At 64.9% G+C, this 20,984-nt stretch carries 20 protein-coding genes; 17 read left to right on the plus strand and 3 right to left on the minus strand.

Annotated features, from left to right (window positions below; all coding sequences use genetic code 11):
- Nucleotides 1-65 precede the first annotated feature (65 nt).
- The 15 genes from ASD67_RS21740 (at nt 66) to ASD67_RS21810 (ending at nt 14,658) form a co-directional block, all read left to right on the plus strand.
- The gene (locus ASD67_RS21740; protein ID WP_056351570.1) at nt 66-1,127 is read left to right on the plus strand and encodes a Gfo/Idh/MocA family protein; all 1,062 of its coding nucleotides are present in this window, start codon (nt 66-68) and stop codon (nt 1,125-1,127) included.
- The gene (locus ASD67_RS21745) at nt 1,127-1,690 is read left to right on the plus strand and encodes an acyltransferase (protein ID WP_056351575.1); all 564 of its coding nucleotides are present in this window, start codon (nt 1,127-1,129) and stop codon (nt 1,688-1,690) included. The genes ASD67_RS21740 and ASD67_RS21745 overlap by 1 nt, the downstream gene beginning before the upstream one ends.
- Complete coding sequence (locus ASD67_RS21750; RefSeq protein WP_316248975.1) at nt 1,687-2,802, plus strand: DegT/DnrJ/EryC1/StrS family aminotransferase; 1,116 nt, start codon at nt 1,687-1,689, stop codon at nt 2,800-2,802. Before ASD67_RS21745 ends, ASD67_RS21750 begins: the two co-directional genes overlap by 4 nt.
- Before the next feature lie 8 nt (nt 2,803-2,810).
- The gene (locus ASD67_RS21755) at nt 2,811-3,503 is read left to right on the plus strand and encodes an acyltransferase (RefSeq protein WP_056351578.1); all 693 of its coding nucleotides are present in this window, start codon (nt 2,811-2,813) and stop codon (nt 3,501-3,503) included.
- Entirely contained in the window at nt 3,500-4,084 is a 585-nt protein-coding gene (locus ASD67_RS21760) for an acyltransferase (protein WP_056351585.1), read from the plus strand. The genes ASD67_RS21755 and ASD67_RS21760 overlap by 4 nt, the downstream gene beginning before the upstream one ends.
- A gap of 5 nt (nt 4,085-4,089) precedes the next feature.
- Nucleotides 4,090-5,919 (plus strand): asparagine synthase (glutamine-hydrolyzing), encoded by a 1,830-nt coding sequence (asnB, locus tag ASD67_RS21765; RefSeq protein WP_082545242.1) that lies wholly within the window; start codon nt 4,090-4,092, stop codon nt 5,917-5,919.
- Complete coding sequence (gene hisH / locus ASD67_RS21770; protein WP_082545243.1) at nt 5,916-6,527, plus strand: imidazole glycerol phosphate synthase subunit HisH; 612 nt, start codon at nt 5,916-5,918, stop codon at nt 6,525-6,527. Before asnB ends, hisH begins: the two co-directional genes overlap by 4 nt.
- A gap of 118 nt (nt 6,528-6,645) precedes the next feature.
- Nucleotides 6,646-7,956 (plus strand): lipopolysaccharide biosynthesis protein, encoded by a 1,311-nt coding sequence (locus tag ASD67_RS21775; RefSeq protein WP_162248629.1) that lies wholly within the window; start codon nt 6,646-6,648, stop codon nt 7,954-7,956.
- An 82-nt stretch (nt 7,957-8,038) separates the two neighbouring features.
- Nucleotides 8,039-8,749 carry an acyltransferase gene (locus tag ASD67_RS21780; protein ID WP_056351597.1) on the plus strand — a complete coding sequence of 237 codons (711 nt, stop codon included), beginning with the start codon at nt 8,039-8,041 and terminating at the stop codon, nt 8,747-8,749.
- Nucleotides 8,750-8,753: 4 nt separating this feature from the next.
- Nucleotides 8,754-9,881 carry a hypothetical protein gene (locus tag ASD67_RS21785; protein ID WP_056351600.1) on the plus strand — a complete coding sequence of 376 codons (1,128 nt, stop codon included), beginning with the start codon at nt 8,754-8,756 and terminating at the stop codon, nt 9,879-9,881.
- Nucleotides 9,882-9,885: 4 nt separating this feature from the next.
- Nucleotides 9,886-10,707, plus strand: coding sequence for a sulfotransferase family protein (locus ASD67_RS21790; protein ID WP_056351603.1), 822 nt, complete (start codon nt 9,886-9,888; stop codon nt 10,705-10,707).
- A gap of 10 nt (nt 10,708-10,717) precedes the next feature.
- Nucleotides 10,718-11,497, plus strand: a complete 780-nt coding sequence (locus ASD67_RS21795) for a HisA/HisF-related TIM barrel protein (protein WP_056351606.1) — start codon at nt 10,718-10,720, stop codon at nt 11,495-11,497.
- Nucleotides 11,494-12,651: an N-acetyl sugar amidotransferase gene (locus tag ASD67_RS21800; RefSeq protein WP_082545244.1), complete on the plus strand. Its 1,158-nt coding sequence runs from the start codon at nt 11,494-11,496 to the stop codon at nt 12,649-12,651. The genes ASD67_RS21795 and ASD67_RS21800 overlap by 4 nt, the downstream gene beginning before the upstream one ends.
- Nucleotides 12,651-13,778 (plus strand): hypothetical protein, encoded by a 1,128-nt coding sequence (locus tag ASD67_RS21805; RefSeq protein ID WP_056351609.1) that lies wholly within the window; start codon nt 12,651-12,653, stop codon nt 13,776-13,778. The genes ASD67_RS21800 and ASD67_RS21805 overlap by 1 nt, the downstream gene beginning before the upstream one ends.
- Before the next feature lie 13 nt (nt 13,779-13,791).
- A complete protein-coding gene (locus tag ASD67_RS21810; RefSeq protein WP_056351612.1) occupies nt 13,792-14,658 on the plus strand; it encodes an FkbM family methyltransferase in 867 nt (288 codons plus the stop codon).
- A gap of 7 nt (nt 14,659-14,665) precedes the next feature.
- On the opposite strand, the gene ASD67_RS21815 is transcribed toward ASD67_RS21810, so the two are convergent.
- From ASD67_RS21815 to ASD67_RS21825, 3 genes are all read right to left on the minus strand, one after another.
- Entirely contained in the window at nt 14,666-15,451 is a 786-nt protein-coding gene (locus ASD67_RS21815; RefSeq protein WP_056351614.1) for a class I SAM-dependent methyltransferase, read from the minus strand.
- Between the two features lie 75 nt (nt 15,452-15,526).
- On the minus strand, nt 15,527-17,491 hold the full coding sequence (locus ASD67_RS21820) for a polysaccharide biosynthesis protein (protein WP_082545246.1): 1,965 nt from the start codon (nt 17,489-17,491) through the stop codon (nt 15,527-15,529).
- Nucleotides 17,488-18,372, minus strand: coding sequence for a metallophosphoesterase (locus tag ASD67_RS21825; protein ID WP_235535784.1), 885 nt, complete (start codon nt 18,370-18,372; stop codon nt 17,488-17,490). Before ASD67_RS21825 ends, ASD67_RS21820 begins: the two co-directional genes overlap by 4 nt.
- Before the next feature lie 121 nt (nt 18,373-18,493).
- Between ASD67_RS21825 and wecB the strand changes: the two genes are divergently transcribed.
- Together wecB and wecC are read left to right on the plus strand one after the other, a co-directional pair.
- On the plus strand, nt 18,494-19,609 hold the full coding sequence (wecB, locus tag ASD67_RS21830; RefSeq protein WP_056351622.1) for a non-hydrolyzing UDP-N-acetylglucosamine 2-epimerase: 1,116 nt from the start codon (nt 18,494-18,496) through the stop codon (nt 19,607-19,609).
- Nucleotides 19,599-20,894 carry a UDP-N-acetyl-D-mannosamine dehydrogenase gene (wecC, locus tag ASD67_RS21835; RefSeq protein WP_056351626.1) on the plus strand — a complete coding sequence of 432 codons (1,296 nt, stop codon included), beginning with the start codon at nt 19,599-19,601 and terminating at the stop codon, nt 20,892-20,894. The genes wecB and wecC overlap by 11 nt, the downstream gene beginning before the upstream one ends.
- Nucleotides 20,895-20,984 lie beyond the last annotated feature (90 nt).

The following is a 20,984-nucleotide window of genomic DNA, read 5'->3' on the forward strand; positions in this document are numbered from 1 at the left end:
GTCCATAGATGCCGACAACCGGCCCGCACCGCGACGGGGGGATGCAACAGGATGAACAAGACCATATGAGTGTTGCAAACGCGCCGATTACCGGCCGCCGTCAGCGCTATGCGCTGGTTGGATGCGGACGTATTTCAGGACATCATTTTGCGGCGATCAAGGCGCACGCCGACCGGGCGGAGATCGTCGATGTATGCGACGTCGACCCGGTCGCGCTCGCCCGGGCGGTCGAATGCACTGGCGCTCGCGGCCATGCGTCGCTGACCGATATGCTCGCGGCCACCGATGCCGACGCGGTGATCGTCTCCTCGCCGAGCGGCCTCCACCCCGATCAGGTGATCGAGGTCGCCCAATCCGGACGCCATGTCGTGTCCGAAAAGCCGATGGCGACCCGCTGGCGCGACGCGCTGCGGATGGTCGAGGTGTGCGAGGAAGCCGGGGTCCGGCTGTTCATCGTCAAGCAGAACCGGCTCAACGCGACGCTCCAGCTGCTCCGCCGCGCGGTCACCGAAGCGCGCTTCGGGCGCATCTACATGATCGCGCTGAATGTGTTCTGGACACGGCCACAGGATTATTATGACAGCGCGGCCTGGCGCGGGACGTGGGAGTATGACGGCGGCGCGCTGATGAACCAGGCGAGCCATTATGTCGACCTGCTCGACTGGCTCGGCGGCCCGATCGAAAGCCTGCACGCCTATACCGCGACACTCGCGCGCAATATCGAGGTCGAGGACAGCGCCGTGATGAACATCCGCTGGCGTTCGGGCGCGCTCGGGTCGATGAACGTCACCATGCTGACCTATCCCAGGAATCTCGAAGGCTCGATCACGATCCTCGGCGAAAAGGGCAGCGTCAAGGTCGGCGGGGTCGCGCTCAACAAGATCGACCATTGGGAATTCGACACCCCGCACCCCGATGACGACCTCGTCGCGAACGCCTCGTACGACACCGGCTCGGTCTATGGTTTCGGGCATCAGCTTTATTACGACAATGTCATCGGCACGCTGGCGGGCGAATGCGCCCCGACGACCGACGGACGCGAAGGGCTGCGCAGCATGGAGGTGCTGATCGCTTCCTATCTTTCCGCGCGCGACGGCAAGCGCGTCTCGCTGCCGCTGGATTACTGATGGGCGTCAAAATCCATGAAACCGCGATCGTCGATCCCGGCGCCGAGATCGGCGACGGCACCGCGATCTGGCATTGGGTGCATGTCTGCGGCACCGCGCGCATCGGTGCGGGAAGCTCGCTCGGGCAGAATGTCTATGTCGGCAATCATGTCTCGATCGGCAACAATGTCCGCATCCAGAACGGGGTGTCGGTCTATGATGCGGTGACGCTGGAGGACGATGTCTTCTGCGGCCCCGCGATGGTCTTCACCAACGTCTATAACCCGCGCGCCGCGGTGCCGCGCAAGGACGAGTATCGCGAAACGCTGGTGCGCAAGGGTGCGACGCTGGGGGCGAACTGCACGATCGTGTGCGGCGTGACGATCGGCGAATATGGCTTCGTCGGTGCGGGCAGCGTGATCACGCGCGATGTGAAGCCCTATGCGCTGATGGTCGGGGTGCCGGCGCGGCGGATCGGCTGGATGTGCGAATGCGGCGTCCGGCTGGAGGGCAGCGGCGACGTAACCTGCACCGCCTGCGCCAGCAACTACCGGATCACCGCTGAAGACTGCGCGTCGCGATGAGCGAGACGATCGAGTTCAACGACCTGAAGGCGCAATATCGTGCGGTGAAGGCGTCGGTCGACGCGCGCATCCAGGCGGTGCTCGACCATGGCCAATATATCATGGGTCCCGAAGTCGCCGAGCTCGAGGAAAAGCTCGCCGCCTATACCGGCGCGAAGCATTGCATCGGGGTCGCGTCGGGGACCGAGGCGCTGCTGATCGCGCTGATGGCGCTCGACGTGGGCCGCGGCGACGAGGTCATCACCACCTCGGCGACCTTCGTCGCGACGGTCGAGGTGATCGCGTTGCTCGGCGCGACCCCCGTGTTCGTCGACATCGACCCCGCCACTTCGACTATCGATCACCAGGCGGTGAAAGCGGCGATCGGCGAGAAGACACGTGCGATCATCCCCGTCTCGCTCTATGGCCAGTGCGCCGACATGGACGCAATCAATGCGATCGCGGCACCGCACGGCATCGCGGTGATCGAGGATGGCGCGCAGAGCTTCGGCGCGACCTACAAGGGGCGGCGCAGCGGCAACCAGTCGCTGCTGGGCTGTACCAGCTTTTTCCCGGCCAAGCCGCTCGGTTGCTATGGCGACGGCGGCGCGATCTTCACCGACGACGACGCGCTGGCGCAGGCGTGCCGCGAAATCCGCGTTCATGGCCAGTCGAAGCGTTTCCACCACACCCGGGTCGGGGTCGGCGGGCGGCTCGACACGATCCAGGCGGCGGTGCTGCTCGCGAAGCTCGAAATCTTCGACGAGGAGATCGCGCGGCGCCATGCGCTCGGGGCACGCTATCTTGCCGCCTTTGCCGGCCATAATGCGCTCGAATTGCCGATGATCGGCGAAGATCGCACCAGTGTCTGGGGCTATTTCGCCCTGAAATCGGCGGAACGCGCCGCGATCCTCGATGCGCTCAAGGCGGCAGGGGTGCCGAGCGGGGTGCATTATCCCGAACCGATGCACGTCCAGCCGGCGTATCGGGACAAATGCCGCGTCAGCGGGAGCATGGCCGAAACCGACCGCTGGGCGGCACAAGTCTTCAGCCTGCCGATGCACGCCTATCTGACCGACGATGTCCAGGATCGCGTCATCGCCGCGGTGCTGGCAGGGGCCGGTTCGGTCTAGGGGCGGGCATGAGCCGCCTCCTCAACATGCAGCTGAGTTGGCCGGCGACCCTGCTCGAACGGTTGCGCCGCCTGTTCGAGTCGAACTGGCACCGGCTGAGCGGCCGCCGCTATTTCATCGACACCGCGGGGACGCAGGTCGAAGTGCATTTCCGGATGTGGTTTGCGCAGAAGATCCTGCGCGGCAACGCCGACGCCTATTGGCCGGTGCACCCCTCGACCCGCGTGTCCGGCGCACGCTTCATCGTCATCGGCGCCGAAACCTCGCCGGGATGGAGCACCGGCTGCGAAATCGACGGGCGCGGCGGGCTTTATGTCGGCGATTATACCCAGCTCGCTCCCAATGTCCGGCTGTTGTCGCTCGCCGATGGCGCGGGATCGCCTTTGCCGCCGAAGGATTTTGCGATCGCCATCGGCCGCCATTGCCTGATCGCGATGAATGCGACGGTGCAGGCCGGCGTCAAGCTCGGCGATTTCACCATCGTCGGCGCGGGCGCGGTGGTGACCGAAAGCTTTCCCGAGGGCCATTGCGTCGTCGCCGGCAATCCCGCGCGTGTCGTCTCGCGCCTCGACCCGGCGCAATGCGAAACCTGGCAGCGCCCGAACGCCTATGTCGGCTACACGCCGCTGGCGCGAATCGATGCCTTGCGCGGCGACAGGGTCGACCCGGTGCTGTTCGACCGCATCTGGGGTGCGTCATGAATCCGTCCTGGAAGACCCGTTTCGCGCAGCAGGTCCTCGGGATCAACGGCGGGGCCTATTGGCCGATGCACCCGGCGAGCCAGCTCGATTATCCGAACCGCGTCCTGCTCGGGCGCGGCAGCGCGCCGGGGATCGAGCCTTTTTGTTATGTCAGCGCGAACATGGGGATCGTCGTCGGCCATGGCGTGTCGGTCGGGCGCGGCGTCGGCCTGATCAGCGGCAATCACGACCCGGTGCGGCTGACCGACTATCTCGAAGGCCCGCCGCTGGTGATCGGCGACCATTGCGTGATCGAGGACGGCTGCACGATCCTGCCCGGGGTCGAGCTCGCCGATTTCTGCATCGTGACGCGCGGCAGCGTCGTCACCCGCTCGTGCCTCGAGCCGCGATCGATCCTGACCGGCAACCCCGCGAAGGTCGTGGGCACGCACGACCGCCCTGCCCCGCCTATCCCCGACGATGCGCGGCACGGCTATGTCGCGGCGGGTGATTTCGCCGATTTCGCGCGCCGCAACCTGCGCCACCAATATCTCGGCCGTTTCGCCGCCGCCTTTACCTCGCCGCCTGCGGGGGCTAGCTGAACCGCATGTGCGGCTGGGGTCTATTGGCAAATCGTGACGGCCGCCCGGTCGAACGCGGGCGATTGCAGGCGATGGCCGATGCCGTCGCGCACCGCGGTCCCGATTCCGAAGGCATCGTCACCCTCGGCCCGGTCGGGCTCGCGCACCGCCGGCTGGCGGTGATCGACGTCGACGACCGGTCGAACCAGCCGATGCGCGACGGCGACAACTGGCTACTGTTCAACGGCGCCATCTATAACTTCCCCGAATTGCGCGCCGAGCTGGAGGGTTTGGGCCGCCATTTCCATACCCAATCGGATACCGAGGTGCTGCTCCACGCGCTGGACCAGTGGTGGACCGACGCGCTGCCGCGGCTGCGCGGCATGTTCTCCTTCGTCTTCTACGACGCGCGGCGGCAGAAGATGCTCCTCGGGCGCGACCGCTTCGGGATCAAGCCGCTCTGCTATCATCTGTCCGATCGCGTGCTGCTCGCCGGGTCGGAGGCGAAACAGTTGCTCGCGACCGGGCTCGTCGATAGCGCCCCCGACCAGGATATGCTGCGCCGCTTTCTCGAATATGGGCATCTCAATTTCGACGCGCGCAGCTTCTTTGTCGGGATCAAGGCGCTGCTGCCCGGTCATCTCGCCACCTACGACCTGACCACCCGCGCGTTCGCGACCGCGCGCTGGTACGATCTTGCCGGCGAGGTCGAGCCGCTCACCATCGGCTATGACGAAGCGCGCGAACGGCTCCGGGCGCTGTTTTTCGACGCGGTGCGCACGCACCATGTCGCCAACGTCCCGCTCGGCGCCAGCCTGTCGGGCGGCGTCGACAGCTCGTCGATCGCCGCGGCGAGCGCAAGCGTCGTGGGCGATCCGGGCCGGTTTCCGGTCTTCACCGTCTTCCACGCCGACCGCCGCCACGACGAACGCGGATATGCGGCACAGGTCGCGCAGCGCTTCGGCTATCGCCAGGTCGAGGTTCCGGTCTCGCTGGTCGACTATTACACCCCCGAATGGCTCGAGGCCTTCGCTTGGTCGCAGGACCAGCCGCTGCCGAGCGGTAGCCATTTCAACGAACATGCGCTGTTCCGCGCCGCGCATGAAGCGGGGGTGACGGTGATGCTCGACGGCCAGGGTTCCGACGAATATTTCGGCGGCTATGGCGAATTCTGGCTCGCGGCGCAGCGTGAGGCGGTCGGCGGCGGGCGGTTCGGCGAGGCATGGCAAAATTTTCGCGGGCGGAGCCTGACGACGGGCGATGGCCTGCCGCTGACCTTGCGCAAATATCTTGCCGCCGGGCGGCAATCGGACCGGCTGATTTCGCCGCTGATGGCGGGCATATGGCGCGGCGGCGGCACCGACTCTTACACCCCAGTCGCTCCGCCAACCGGCTACAAGCCGCTGTCGCTCGACGAACTGACCCGGACGAGCATTCCGTACCAGCTCCATTCGCAGGACCGCAACGCGATGCAGTTCGGTATCGAATCGCGCGTTCCCTTTCTCGATCACCGGCTCGTCGAGTTCGTCATGGGGCTGCCGACGCGCTTCCTCGTCGGCAAGGGGTGGCAGAAGCTGATCCTGCGCGATGCGATGGACGATCTGCCCGACACCGTGCGCTGGCGGCGCGACAAGATCGGTTTCTCTTCGCCCGATGCGAGTTTCGGCCGCGACCATCCCGACCGCATGGCGGCGATGATCGACGATGCGCTGCGCGTGCTGGCGCCGCTGCTCGACGTGACGACGCTTCGCGAACGGATCGCCGCTTCGGCGCGCCATAGCCTGCCCTATGATCCGGCGAATTTCCGTCTGATCAGCCTCGCCGCCTGGGTGCGGCGCTTCGCGGTGCCGCTATGATCACCATCGTCGATTATGACGCGGGCAACCCGCGATCGATCATCAACATGCTGCAGTATCTCGGCCACCGCGCCGAATTGACCGGAGATCCCGACACGATCGCACGCGCCGAGCGGCTGATCCTGCCCGGCGTCGGCAAGTTCGACTGGGGCATGCAGCGCCTGCACGACAAGGGACTCGTCGCGCCGCTGCGCGAGGCGGTCGAACGCCGCGCCGTCCCCATGCTCGGCATCTGCCTCGGCGCCCAATTGCTGACGCGCGGCAGCGAAGAGGGTGAATTGCCGGGGTTCGATTGGGTGCCCGCAAAGACCGTCGCCTTCGACCGTTCGCGCCTTGGCGACCGGCTCAAGGTTCCGCACATCGGCTGGGCCGACACCGCCTGGAACGCCGGACACCGCATGGCGCTCGATGCCGATGCCGCCCGCTATTATTACGTCCACAGCTTCCACATCGCCTGCGACGACCCGGCGACCGAGCTGTGCAGCACCGTCCATGGCTATCGCTTCACCGCCGGGGTCGAAAAGGACAATGTCTTCGGGGTCCAGTTCCATCCCGAAAAGAGCCTGTCGTTCGGCATGGCGGTGCTCGATCGTTTTGCGGCGATCTGATCGGCGCGGGGCCATGAATTCGATTGGCGCCGCGCACCCTTTTCTGTAACCGCCGGGGCCGGCCCATGTCGGCACAGGCGGTTCGCCAGGCCCTTCAACGCGATGCGGAGACGATTTGGTGAAGACGATCGCCGACAGGCTGGTGAATATCTCCCGTCTGAACTTCGTTCGCAATTTCGCGACGCTCTCGGGCGGACAGGCGATCGCGACGCTGATCCCGATCCTCACCGCACCGATCCTCGGGCGGCTCTACCTGCCCGCCGACTATGGCGTACTCGGCACTTATATGGCGTTCGGCGCGGTGCTCGCGACGATCGGCAATCTCCAATATTTCAAGGGGGTGATCGTCGATAAGCAAGAGCATGACGCGATCGCGACGCTCGCGCTGGCGATGCGCATCACGCTTGGCATGTCGGTACTGGCACTCGCGGTCGTCGCGCTGGTCCGGCTTCTGGAACCGGCGAGCTGGTCGAACAGCGAGCTCTGGCCCTGGTTCTGGCTGTTGCCGCTCACAATCCTGATGGCGAGCCAGACCGCCGCACTCCAGGCCTTCGCCAACCGCCAGAACCGCTATGGCTTCATGAGCCGGCTGCAGATCGTCAGCGTCGTGGTGACGACCGGCCTGTCGATCGGACTGGGGCTGTTGAAGTGGGGTGCCGCCGGCCTGATGACTGCCTATTTTGCGGGCCAGATCATCGCCTTTTTCTATGTGATCGCCGGAAATCGCGAGGCTTTCGGGCTGGCGCGCCGGGCGCAATGGGCCGACATGCGCGCCGCGGCGGTGCGCCACCGCGATTTCGCGCAGTGGACCACCCCGACGGCGGTCGTCGAACAGGTCGCGATGGCCTTCCCCATCTATGTCCTTGGCCTGCGGGGCGGGATGCTCGACGTCGTCGGCCATTTTAACCGTGCGCGCAGCCTGCTCGCCCTGCCCGTCCAGATGTTCGCGACGGCGATCGGCCAGGTGTTCTTCCGGCGCGGCGCCGAAGAGATCGCGCGGCTCGATAGCGCCACCCATCTTTTTTACCGGCTGGCGATCGGGCTCACCGCGATCGCTGTCCCGATGTTCGGCATCCTCTATCTTATCGCGCCGACGCTGTTCGTCTTCGTGCTCGGCCCCAATTGGCACGAGACCGGCGAGGTCGCGCGCATCCTCGCCCCCGTCATTGGGCTGCAATTCGTGGTCCAGCCGCTGACCAAGATCCTGTGGCTGCACGGCTACCAGCGGCTCGATTTCATCATGTCGGTCAGTTTCGCGGCCTTCACCATCGGCGCCGTGCTGCTCGCGACGCAGATCATCTCCAGTCCGATGAACGTGATCGTCGCCTATGCGATGGCGCAGGGGGTGATGTACGTCGCCTTCCTCGCGGTCGCCTTCTGGATCGCGCATCGCCATCGCCATCTTCGCGCCGAACCGGCGGCGCTGTGATAGACATATCGGAAAGCCTGTCATATGCCTTGGACGGGCACTTCCTGATATTCTTTCGATTGTTGCACGCGATACCATTGATATGACCGATATTTCTGCCGATCCGGCGACCTGCCTCGCCGACAGGATGGAAATCAGCGCGGCGCTGCGCCTGTCGCGGTTCCTGCCGCGCTACATGGCGCGCCAGTTGATGGGCCGGCAGCATATCGCCCGCCGCGTCCACCGCGACACCGCCGGCTATGCGGTGACCGGCACCCCCGAGCATTGGCTCGACCAGTTCGTCTACCAGCGCGCGGCCAAGGCCTATTGGCCCGTCGACCGGTCGAGCAAGGTGGTCAACTGGCGCAATATCAAGGTCGGTATCGACGTCGCTCCGGGGTTCATGCCGAACTGCTATATCCAGGGCATCGGCCTGATCGACATCGGCGACTATGTGTGGATCGCGCCGGGGGTGCATATCATCTCCGCGAACCATGATATCCACGACCACCGGCTCCACCATCCCGACCGGGTCGTCGTCGGCCGTCACAGCTGGCTGGGCGGCGGGGCGAAGATCATGCCGGGTGTCGAACTCGGCCCCTTCACCATCGTCGCCGCCGGCGCGGTCGTCACCCGCTCCTTCCCCGAAGGCTATCAGGTCCTCGCCGGCATCCCGGCCAAGCCGGTGCGTCAGATCGATGCGGCGCAATGTGTCGATTATGCGCGCGACCACCGCTATCATGGCTATATCCCGGAAGCCGATTTCCCCGCCTTCGCGAAGCAGGCGCTGAATCCGGCGTTGCAGGGAGGCTGAGGGCGTGGAGGGCTATTTTTCGCAACCGCGAACAATCCTGATCATCTCGCCGCAGGCGTGGAACGCGCCCAATGTGTCGAAGCATCATTATGCCCGCCTGCTCGGCGAATTGGGGCATCGCGTCTTTTTCGTCGAACCGCCCGACCACAGCCGTCGCGACAGGAATGTCGCCATCGTGCCGAGCGACGCGGCGGGCGTGTCGCTTGTCCGTTATCGCCTGCCCTTCCCCTATCGCATCAAGTTTCACGCCCGGCCGCTGTTCAAATGGCTGATGAAGGGCGTCACCCGCCGGGTGGCAAGGACCGTTCCGGGGCCGATCGATCTGGTTTGGGATTTCGACAATGAATATATGTTCAACGATCTCGGCGATTTTTCTGCTGATTTCAGTATCTTCCATCCCGTAGATGACATTGCGCCGCAATTTTCGTCGACCAAGTTCGCGCGGCTGATCCTCGCCAACAACGGCTTTTACATTTCCTCGCTGCCCGCAAGCGGCGCCCGCACCGCCTTGATTCCGCACGGGACGCAGGGCGCGTTCCTCGACCTCGCGCGCACGCGCCTCGACGGCACGCAACCGGCGTTTCGCGCCGTGCCGAAAGTCGTCGGCTATGTCGGCAACCTCGACCGCAAGGATATCGACTGGGAGGCGCTCTACGCCGTGATCGGCGCGCACCCCGAACTCGAATTCCGGATGATCGGCCCCTATCGCAGTTCGACCCCGCCCGACCCCCGGATCGAGAAACTGCGGGCCTTCGCCAATGTTACCCTGCTCGGGCGGCTCGAATCGCACGAAGTCATCGCCCGCTCGGCGGATGTCGACATCTGGTTCGTCGCCTATCGTTACGAAAAGGCGAAGGGCCTGATCTATCCGCACAAGATCAACGAGTTTCTCGCCACCGGAAAGCCCGTCCTCGCCAGCCAATTGTCCTTCACCTTTCCCCCCGGGGCGGTGACCTGTTCGGCCTATGAAGACAATCGCGACATGCCCGATCTGATGGGCCGGATCGTCGCCGATTATGCCGAGGTCGGCGCACCGCTCGCGGCCACACGCGCGCGCTTCGCCGCCGAAAACAGCTATGCCGACCATATCGCCACAATCTCGCGTCTGATCGCCGACGTGAAAGCAGGATAGCCCGATGTATCTTCCCAACCTCCTGGTCATCGGCGCGATGAAGTGCGGGACCAGCAGCCTGCACAATTATCTGGCGCGCCATCCGGACATCTTCATGTCGGAAGAAAAGGAGATCAACTTCTTCACCGGTTCGAACAGCAACCAGTCGCTCGACTGGTACAAGGCGCAGTTCCCGGTCGACGCCCCGATCCGCGGCGAATCCTCGCAAAATTATTCGAAGCGCCACAACCCCCTGTTCCCCGGCGCGGCCGAGGCGATCAAGGCGCTGATCCCCGATGTGAAGCTCATCTATGTGGTGCGCGACCCGATCGAGCGCTACCGCTCGCACAAGGTCGAAAATTACCATGGGGAAACGCCCGCCGCGCGCCAATGGTCGGAGGCGAGCGACAATCAGGTGATGACGGGCATGTATGCCTATCAGCTCGAATCCTTCCTCGACCATTTCCCGATGGAACAGATCAAGGTCGTCGATGCCGACAGCCTGCTCAACCACCGGCACATGACGATGAACATGATCTTTTCCTTCCTCGGGCTCGAATGGCTCGAAGATCCCGACAGCTTCTCTTTCAAGACGAACGAGAATTCGTCGAACGGCATTCCGGTGCATTGGCAGAAATCCCTGCCCTATCGGGCCGCGCGCAAGCTGGCACCGTTCGATTTCGACGCGCTGATGAACCGTCCGGCGATCAGCCGCCGGCTCTTCTACGGCCTCAACAAGCCCGATCTGAGCGAAGACGAGGTCGACCGGCTGAAGGAACGTTATGCAAAGGACGTCGCGCAGCTACGCGCACTGACCGGCATGGATTTTGCCGGCTGGCAGGTCTGACCGACGCCCCATGCGCCGTATTCGCGTCATCCCCGTGCTGACCATCGACCGCGATGCGCGGCTGGTGAAGACGGTCGGCTTCGGCAAGCGCACCTATATCGGTGACCCGATCAACGCCGTGCGCATCTTCAACACCAAGATGGTCGACGAAATCCTGCTGCTCGACATCGACGCCAGCACCGACGGCCGCGGCCCGAATTTCGACGCGATCGGCGACATCGTCGAAGAGGCCTTTCTGCCGATGGGCTATGGCGGCGGCATCCGCAGCGTCGACGACGCGGCGCGGCTGTTCGCGCTGGGACTCGAAAAGGTCGTGCTATCGACCGAAGCCTTCGCCGAACCGGGGCTGGTGACGGCGATCGCCGAACGTTTCGGCAGCCAGGCGGTCGCGGTGTCGCTCCCCTATGGTCGCAAGCTCATCGGCGGCGAGCAGGTGCTGACCCGCAGCGGCAAGCAGCGCACCGGCCAGGCGCCGGTCGCGGCGGCGCGGGCGATGGCGGCGGCGGGCGCCGGCGAGCTCATCGTCTACAGCATCGACCGCGACGGCAAATGGACCGGCTTCGACCTGCCGACGGTCAGTGCGGTCGCGGCGGCGGTCGCCATCCCGGTGGTCGCGTGCGGCGGTGCCGCGGCGCTCGACGATTTCCTGCCCGCGATCCGCGACGGTGGGGCTTCGGCGGTCGCCGCATCGAGCCTGTTCGTCTATCGCGCGCCCAAACAGGGGGTGCTGATTTCCTATCCCGACGAGGCCGATCTGCGCGACCGGCTGTTCGCAAAGCTCGATGCATGACCCTGGCCACTTCGCCCCTGCCCGCAACCTCGGCGCAGGTCTGCACGCGAACGGTGATGGACGGCAGCGATCCCGACATCCGGTTCGACGCCGACGGGGTGTGCAACTACTGGCACGAATATCAGGCTTTCGCCGCGACGCTGCCCGATGCAGCCGCCAAACAGGCGCGGCTCGACACGCTGCTGGCGGCGGTGCGCGCGGACGGCAAGGGCAAGCCCTATGACTGCGTCATCGGCCTGTCGGGCGGGGTCGACAGCAGCTATGTCACCTGGCTCGCGAAGCAATGGGGCCTGCGGCCGCTGATCGTCCACTTCGACAATGGCTGGAACAACGAACTCGCGGTGCGCAATATCGAGAATATCTGCAAAAAGCTCGATTTCGAACTCCACACCTTCGTGATGGACTGGGACGAGTTCCGCGACCTGCAGCGCGCCTATTTCAAGGCGTCGGTCGTCGATATCGAGGTGCCGACCGATCACATGATCTCGGGTGCGCTCTACCGGCTCGCCGCGAAGTACAACCTCAAATACATTCTCTCGGGCCTCAACCACGCCACCGAATGGCTGATGCCGCCGTCGTGGAACTATGCGAAGTTCGACCTCGTCAACCTGAAGAGCATCCACCGGACATTCGGCGAGAAGCCGCTCAGGAAACTCCCCGCGCTCGGGGTCTGGCAGCGCGCCTGGTATCAACTGGTGCGCGGCATCCACAGCGAAGCCGTGCTCGACCTCGTCGATTTCGACAAGGCGAAGGCCAAGGAGTTGCTGATCCGCGAACTCGACTGGGTCGATTATGGCGGCAAACATTATGAATCGCTCTTCACCCGTTTTTACCAGGGTTACATCCTCCCGCGGAAATTCGGCGTCGACAAACGCAAGGCGCATTTGTCGAACCTGATCCTGTCGGGTCAGGCGACGCGCGACGAAGCATTGCGCGAATTGCAACAACCGACCTATGACGCGGCGATGCAGGAGCGCGACAAGGCCTATGTTCGCAAGAAGCTGGGGTTCAGCGAGGCCGAATTCGAAGAGCTGCTGGTGCGGCCCAACCAGCGGCACGAGATTTACGGCACCGACCGAAAGCAGCGCGAATTCTATTTTCGCGTCATAGGCACGGCCGGCAAGATCCTGCGTACCGTCGGATTGAAGCGCTGATGGCGACGACGCTCGACCTCCTGGCACCGCCGCTGCGGATCCTGCTCATCTCGCCGCAACCCTGGGCAGGGCTGCAGGTGTCGAAGCATCACTATGCCCGTGAACTCGCGGCGCTGGGGCACACCGTCTATTTCGTCAATCCCCCGAACGGCGGCGACGCCATCCGCCTGTCGCCGAGCGATGTTCCCGGTATCACCCTCGTCGACCATCCGCGCATGCCCGCCTCGCGCACAAAATATCGAGCGCAATGGCTGTTCATCTGGGCCGCGCGGCGGCGGGCGAAGGCGATCGCCCGCGCCGTCGGCCCGGTCGACCTGTTGTGGGATTTCGACAATGCGCGGCAATTCGCAGACCATCGCGCCTTTGCCGCACCCTTTTCGATCCTGCACGTCGTCGACATGCTCGATCCCGGCGATACGATGCACCGGCATGCCGATCTGATTCTCGGCGTCGACGAGTTGCTGATCGCCGAAATCGCGCCTTCGAAGGCGCCGCGGCATGTCGTCGGCCACGGCCTCTCGCCGCTGTTCGCGCGCGCCGCACAGCGCCGCCTCGCCGCGCCGCGGAGACGCGATGCGGATGCTCCGGTCACCGTCGGTTTCATCGGAAACCTCGCGCAGCCGGCGATGGATCGCGAGCGCTTCGCCCGCCTCGTCGCCGAACGGCCCGACTGCCTCTTCCGCTTCATCGGCCCCGTCCAGGGCGGCACCCCCGAAAGCCATGCCTGGGCCGACACGCTGGCGCAGCGGCCGAATGTCGAGCTGGCGGGGTTGCTGACCGGCGACGCGCTGATCGCGGCGGCCGAGGATGTCGATGTCTGGCTTCTGCTCTACGACTATGCCCGCGACCGCAATCGCGGGGTCAATTCGCACAAATTGCTCGAATATTTCGCGCTCGGCGGTGAGGTGGTCAGCAGCCCGATCGCAGCGCAGGCCGGTGCCCCTGGCATCTTCATGGCGCCGCGCGAGGCGCCCGGAGAAATCGGCGCCAAGCTCGATGCGGCGATCGCCGCCGTGCGCGAAGGTCGCGACACGGGCTGGCGCAAACGCGTCGAACTGGCGCTCGCCAACAGCTATCGCGCCCATGCCGAGCGCATCGCCGCCCATCTGAAAGCCGTCATGATCTGAAGGACCCGATGACATGCGCATGGAGATCAACGCCAGCAGCCGCTTCGCGAACCGTGTCCTGCGCCGGATCGGGCAATTTTCGCGGCTCAACCGCAATGTTTCCGCCCATGTCGGAGGGGCCCAGGTGGCGGTGCCGGTGTCGGCGGGGCTGATGGCCGAACTGACCGAGCCGTGGATGCTTGCGCTGTTGCGCCGGTTGATGGGCATGACGACCGGCGCCTTCGTCCATGTCGGAGTAAATCTCGGCCAGACGCTGATCAAAGTGAAAGCGATCGATCCGGGCCGCCGCTATGTCGGGTTCGAACCCAATCCGGTGTGCGTCCACTATGTCGAGGAATTGCTTGCCGCCAACGGCTGGCCCGATTGCCGCGTCGTGCCCGCCGGGCTGGGGGCGCGAAGCGGGATCGTGACACTTGAACTCTACAACGGCCGCAGCGGCGATTCCTCGGCGTCGATCGTCGAGGGGTTCCGACCCGGCGAGACGATCAGCTTTCGCAAGACCGTCGCCATCCTCGGCGCATCGGACCTGCCCGACGATCTGCTCGCCGCACCCGTCGGCCTCGTCAAGATCGACGTCGAGGGCGCCGAGGCCGACGTGATCGACGCGCTCGCGCCGATCATCGCGCGCGATCGCCCGCTGATCTCGATGGAAATCCTGCCCTGCTACGACGAAGGCCGCACCGATCGCATCGCGCGGCAGGCCCGCATCGAAGCGCGCTTCGCCGAACTCGACTATCGCATCCTGCGGGTGCTCCACGAAGGGCGCGGCGGCGGTTTCGAACTGGCGCCGATCGAGGCGATCGGCATCCATGGCGACCTTTCGCTCTCCGAATATGTCGTCTGCCCCGCCGAGCGCCTCGCCGAAGTCCTCGCCGGCTGACGCGCGGTCACAGCTTTTTGGGATAGAAGCCCAGCTTGCGCTTGATCCGCCGCTCGAGCAATTCGCGCCGTCCGAGGTTGAGCAGGGTGATCGGGTTGTCGAACATCGCCCGGTCGGACATTTGCGCGGTGGCGAGGCGTGGGTTGGCCGCAAGCATCGCGCGATAGCGCTCGACCGCCGCCGGGCGCGCGACGAATAGTTTATATTGCGTGATCAGAAAGGGTTGCAGCCGATCTTTCATCTCGGTGAGCATATGGATCGCGGCGACCGATACGTCGGGCCAGCCGATGCCGAAAAAATCATGGATGATCATCACGCCGTCGTCGGCCAGAACAGCTTCGGCAAGGCGCATGTCGTGAACGACATTCGCATAGGCATGGCCGCCATCGACGCTGAACAGCCGGACGTCGCCGATACGCGCGTGCAACGCTTCGGGCGTCAGCGTCAGCGTGTCGACGGTCCAGATTTCTTCCTCGTCGAGGCCGATGCCGAGTTTGTCGCGATTGTCGAAAAAGGCCTTGTCGCGGCCGGCGTGGATACCGGTGTTCAGGCCGTCATCCTTGAACAGGTCGATCGCGAGCGCGCGTTCGCCGGCCTGGCGGAGCAGCGCGAGAATGAAGTAGAGCTTGCCATGATGGACGCCGATTTCGGCGAGATTGCCCTTGATCCCCGCCTCGACCTGCCAGCGCCCGATCGCGTCGATCGCCGCCCATTCGACATGGCCGAAATAGCCCGCGACGGCCTCGATCTGCCGGTCGATATATTGGTCGAGCGCGTCGAAATTTGCCGGCAAAGGTGAAACTCCATGGAGGGACGCCACGCGCTATCGCACCGGGGCGGTGCGGGCAACAGCGCGTACGGTGGGGCGTCAGCCGACCAGCGGTGCCTGAATATCGGCGCTCGCCTGATTGACCTCTTCGGGCGGACGAAATTCGGGGACGAGGTCGTGCAGGATGTCGAGGCATGCCTCGGCCCGGCCATGGTCCATCGCGTCGCGCAGCAGGTCGAGCTTCGCCGACAGGTCGGCCCATTCGAGCATCGCCTCGCGCGCCTGCATGATGCGGCTGTGGCTCGTCGGCTTGGGATCGTCGCCGATCAGCAGTTCCTCGTAGAGCTTTTCGCCCTGGCGCAGCCCGACCTCGGCGATTTCGATGTCGCCGTCGGGATGGTCCTCGTCGCGCACGGTCAGCCCCGACAGGTTGATCATCGTGCGCGCCAGTTCGATGATCCGCACCGGCTTGCCCATGTCGAGCACGAACACCTCACCGCCCTTGGCCATCGCGCCGGCCTGGATAACGAGCTGCGCGGCTTCGGGGATGGTCATGAAGAACCGCGTGACGTCGCGGTGGGTGACGGTGACCGGTCCGCCGATCCGAATCTGCTCGCGAAACAGCGGCACGACCGAGCCGCTCGACCCCAGCACATTGCCGAAGCGGACCATCGCGAAGATGGTCTTGCTGCCGCGGCCCGCGAGGCCCTGCAGCACCAGTTCGCACACGCGTTTCGAGGCGCCCATGACGTTGGTCGGGCGCACCGCCTTGTCGGTGCTGATCAGCACGAAGTTCGTGACCCCGACGCGGTCGGCCTCGCTCGCCATGAACAGGGTGCCGCACACATTGTTGCCGATGCCCGCGATCGGGTTCGCCTCGACCAGCGGTACATGCTTGTAGGCGGCGGCGTGGAATATCGTGTCGGGCCGCCACCGCGCGAGCAGGCGCCGCACGGTGGGCTGATCGGTGACATTGCCCAGTTCCTCGACCAGTTCGGGCTGCTGCCCTTCGGGCAATTCGGCGATCACCGCCTGCAGTTCCTGACCGATCGCATAAAGGCCATATTCGGACGATTCGACGAGGATCAGCCGGTCGGGGCGCATCGTCACGATCTGGCGGCAGAGTTCGCTGCCGATCGAGCCGCCGGCGCCGCTGACCATCACCGTCTTGCCGACGATCGTGCGGCCGAGCAGCAACTGGTTCGGCGGCACCGGATCGCGGCCGAGCAGATCCTCGATCTGGACGTCGCGCAGGTCGCTGACCGACACCTGTTCGTCAATGATCTGCCGCATATTGGGCAGCATACGGACGCGGATCGGCCAGTCTTCGAGCGATTTCATCACCCGGCGCCGCTTCGAGCGGGTGACGTGCGGCAGCGCGAGCAGCACGTCGGTGACGCCGAAGCTATCGACCAGATAAGGCAGTTTCGGGCGCGAATAGATGGGCACGCCGTCGATGATCTCGCCCTCGATCTTGCGGTCGTCGTCGATGAAGCCGACGAGCCGCATCCCCGGGTCGCCGCGCAGCGCCATCGCAAGCTGTTGCCCCGCCTCGCCCGCGCCATAGATGAGCACGACCGACTGCTGCTGGATATCGCGGCGCTTGAGCAGGTCGACGACAGCGTAGCGCGCGATGATACGCGCGGTGGCGAGGAACAGCAGGAACAGCAAAGGCTGAATGAACGCCAGGGTCCGCGGGATGCCGGTCATCCCGATGATCCCGAAAATGACGATGAGCGGGATCGAATAGAGCAGGACCGAATAGCCGAGCCCGACCATGGTACGCCCGCCCGAGAAGCGCAGGATCGAACTGTAAGTGCCGCGCATCAGGAAGATCGGCAGCCAGCTCGACAGCGCGATGACCGCCGCCAGCCCGACCTCGCGATCGAAGATTTCCCAGCGGCCGAGACGAAGCGAGAAAGCGACCAGAACCGCGGCGACGCAAAGCAGCGCGTCGGCGACGATCAGGATCGCGCGCTTCTCGCTGCGGCCGAGCGCGACCAGCGTTTCGAGCATCGCGAGGATATGCTCCTCGACCACCCCCCAAATTCGCCCCAATATCATGCCGCCACGCTCTCCCCGGTCTTGAGGAAGCGCTGCGCCCGCCCTTCGAGGACGAGCGCGGTGAGCATGCCGCTGCGATAGGCACCGGTATCGATGCCGATACGGTTCGCGCGGCAATCGACGTCGGCGGTGATCGTGTGGCCGTGAACGACCATCACGCCATGATCCCGGTCGTCATCGAGAAACTGCTCGCGGATCCAGCGCAGGTCGTGGACCTGTTGCTGGTCGAGCGGGCGCCCGGGGAAAATCCCTGCATGAACAAAGAGATAGTCGCCAATCTGCACATAATCCACCATCGAGCGGAACAAACGAACATGCGAAGCCGGTATGCCGGCATGGATTTTGGCGACCAATGCCTCTCTATCGCCGAAAATTGTCGAGTCTTCAAGTCCGTAGCTCTGCAGCGCCTGCTCGCCGCCATAGCGGATCCAGCCGGGGAGCTGCGAATGCGCGCCATCGAGAATTTCGAGCAGCGCTTCTTCGTGATTGCCCATCAGCAGGTGCATCTCGTCGATGCCCGAAGGCATGGTCAACAGCCGTTCGACGACCTGTGCCGATTGCGGGCCGCGATCGATGAGGTCGCCCAGCATCACGAGATGGACGGTATCCGCCCGATCGCGCGCACTTTCGTCGGCGATCCGCGCGAGCAGCGCGTCGAGCAGGTCGAGCCGGCCATGGACGTCGCCGATGGCATAGACGCGCGTGCCGGACGGCACCTGCGGCCAGTCTTCGGCTACGGGTTCGGGGGCCGCTTTGCGGCTGAAAAGTCTTTTTAACATGGTCTTACCGATTGAAACTGACGCCCTACCCCAAATCGTCGGCCTATGCCGCAGCGCCGTAGCAACGCACGAACCGCGATCGGGATGCATGGCTTCAGGCATTTACCGGCGATCATCGCAATGACAAGGATCACACCCTGACGAGTTTCGCCACGAAGTTAAGCGGATAACAACCAAAATCAATTAGGGACAGCGCCATGAACAGCCGAGGCAAGAGCGAAAAATGAAGGTGATGACGGTGTTCGGGACGCGTCCCGAAGCGATCAAGATGTTCCCTGTGGTGCACGCTTTGCGGCGCCAGTCGGGGCTCGAAGTCCGTGTCTGCGTCACCGCGCAGCATCGCGAGATGCTCGACCAGGTGCTCGAAATCGCCCGGATCACGCCCGACATCGACCTTGACGTCATGCAGGCGAACCAGACGCTCGACGGGCTGCTGGCGCGGCTGGTCGTCGGTTTGGGCGAGACGTTCGACGCCGAGAAGCCCGACCGCATCCTCGTCCATGGCGACACGCTGACGACGATGGCGGCGACGCTGTCGGCCTATTTCCGTAAGATTCCCGTCGGCCATGTCGAGGCCGGCCTGCGCAGCGGCAACATCTATCACCCCTGGCCCGAGGAGGTGAATCGCAAGGTCACCGGCGCGGTCGCCGACCTGCATTTCGCCCCGACCGAAACTGCGGCGGCGGCGCTGCGGGCGGAGAATGTGCTGGCGGCGAGTATCCATATCACCGGCAATACCGTGATCGACGCCTTGCTGGCGACGAAGGCGCGGATCGACGAGGAGCCGTCGCTGGCGGCGGGGCTCGATCCCTTGCTCGCGCGGTTCGCGGGCAAGCGCATCGTCGCGGTCACGTCGCACCGGCGCGAGAATTTCGGCGACGGCATGAAGGCGATCGCCGATGCCATCGCCGCGATCGCGGCACGTCCCGACGTCGCGGTGATCTTTCCGGTCCATCCCAATCCGCATGTGCGTGCGGCGATGGAGCCGATGCTTGGTGCCCTCGGCAATGTCGCACTGATCGATCCGCTCGATTATCCGCATTTCGTCCGCCTGCTCGCGTCAAGCGAACTGGTGCTGACCGACAGCGGCGGGGTGCAGGAAGAAGCGCCCTCGCTCGGCAAGCCGGTGCTGGTGATGCGCGAGACGACCGAGCGGCCCGAAGGTATCGAAGCCGGCACCGCGCGGCTCGTAGGTACGAACAAGGACCGCATCGTTTCCGAAATTTTCAGCCTTTTGGACGATGAAGAAGCCTATGCCGCCATGGCGCGCGCCCACAATCCTTTCGGCGACGGCACGGCTGGCACCCAGATTGCGGAGATTGTCGCGCGTGCCCGTTGATATCGAACAGAAAGTCACCGTCGTCGGCCTCGGCTATATCGGCCTGCCGACCGCCGCGCTGATCGCGCGCTCGGGCTGCAAGGTCACCGGCATCGACGTCAGCGCGCATGTCGTCGAGACCGTCAACAACGGCAAGGTCCATATCGAGGAAGTCGATCTCGACGGCCTCGTCCAGGGCGTCGTGTCGCGCGGCGCGCTCGTCGCCTCGACCACCATGGTCGCCGCCGATACGTTCGTCATCGCCGTGCCGACCCCGCACGACGAAGAGCATCGCCCCGACATTTCTTATGTCCTCGATGCCGCGCGCGGCATCGCCAAGGTGCTGCAACCGGGCAATCTCGTGATCCTCGAATCGACCTCGCCGGTGGGCACGACCGAACAGGTCGCCGAACTGCTCGCCGCCGAGCGTCCCGACCTCAAGGTTCCGGGGCGCTGCACCGGCACCCCCGACATCTTCGTCGCCTATTGCCCCGAGCGTGTGCTGCCCGGCCGCATCCTGATCGAGCTGGTCGACAACGACCGCTGCATCGGCGGCATCACCCCGCGCTGCGCCCGCCGCGCGATGACCTTTTACCGCCAGTTCGTGCGCGGCGCCTGCGTCACCACCACCGCGCGCGCCGCCGAAATGGTCAAGCTGGTCGAGAACAGCTACCGCGACGTCAACATCGCCTTCGCCAATGAATTGTCGATGATCGCCGACAAGATGGGGGTCGATGTGTGGGACGTGATCCGCCTCGCCAACCGCCACCCGCGCGTCAACATCCTGCAGCCCGGACCCGGCGTCGGCGGTCATTGCATCGCCGTCGATCCGTGGTTCCTCGTCCATGGCGCGCCCAAGGAAAGCCGGCTGATCCGCACCGCGCGCGAGGTTAATCTGTCGAAGACCGCGCATGTCATCGCCGCGACGGCGGCGCTGGTCGCCAGCCATCCCGACGCCAAGGTCGGCGTGCTCGGTCTCGCTTTCAAACCCAATATCGACGATTTCCGCGAAAGCCCGGCGGTCGAGGTCGCGGCAGCGCTCGCGCGCCAGTTCGGCCAGCGCATCCAGATCGTCGAACCCTTTGCCAAGGGTCTGCCGATGGAATTCGCCGGCAGCGGCGCCGAACTCGTCGAACTCGACGATGCGCTGGCGGACTGTGACGTCATGATCGTGCTCGTCGACCATGATGTGTTCAAATCGGTCCCGCTCGAGGAGCGCAGCGGCAAGATCGTTTATGACACGCGCGGACTGTGGCCCGATCAGGGATGGCCGACGACGGCGCCCGCACCGCGAGCGGTGGCGTAACGTCAAATCCTCCCTGTCGCGAAGCGATGGGGAGGTGGCAGCGCGTAGCGCTGACGGAGGGGCAATGGCGCGACGTCGCTGCCCCTCCAC

Source organism: Sphingopyxis sp. Root1497, assembly GCF_001427085.1.
Classification (GTDB): domain Bacteria; phylum Pseudomonadota; class Alphaproteobacteria; order Sphingomonadales; family Sphingomonadaceae; genus Sphingopyxis.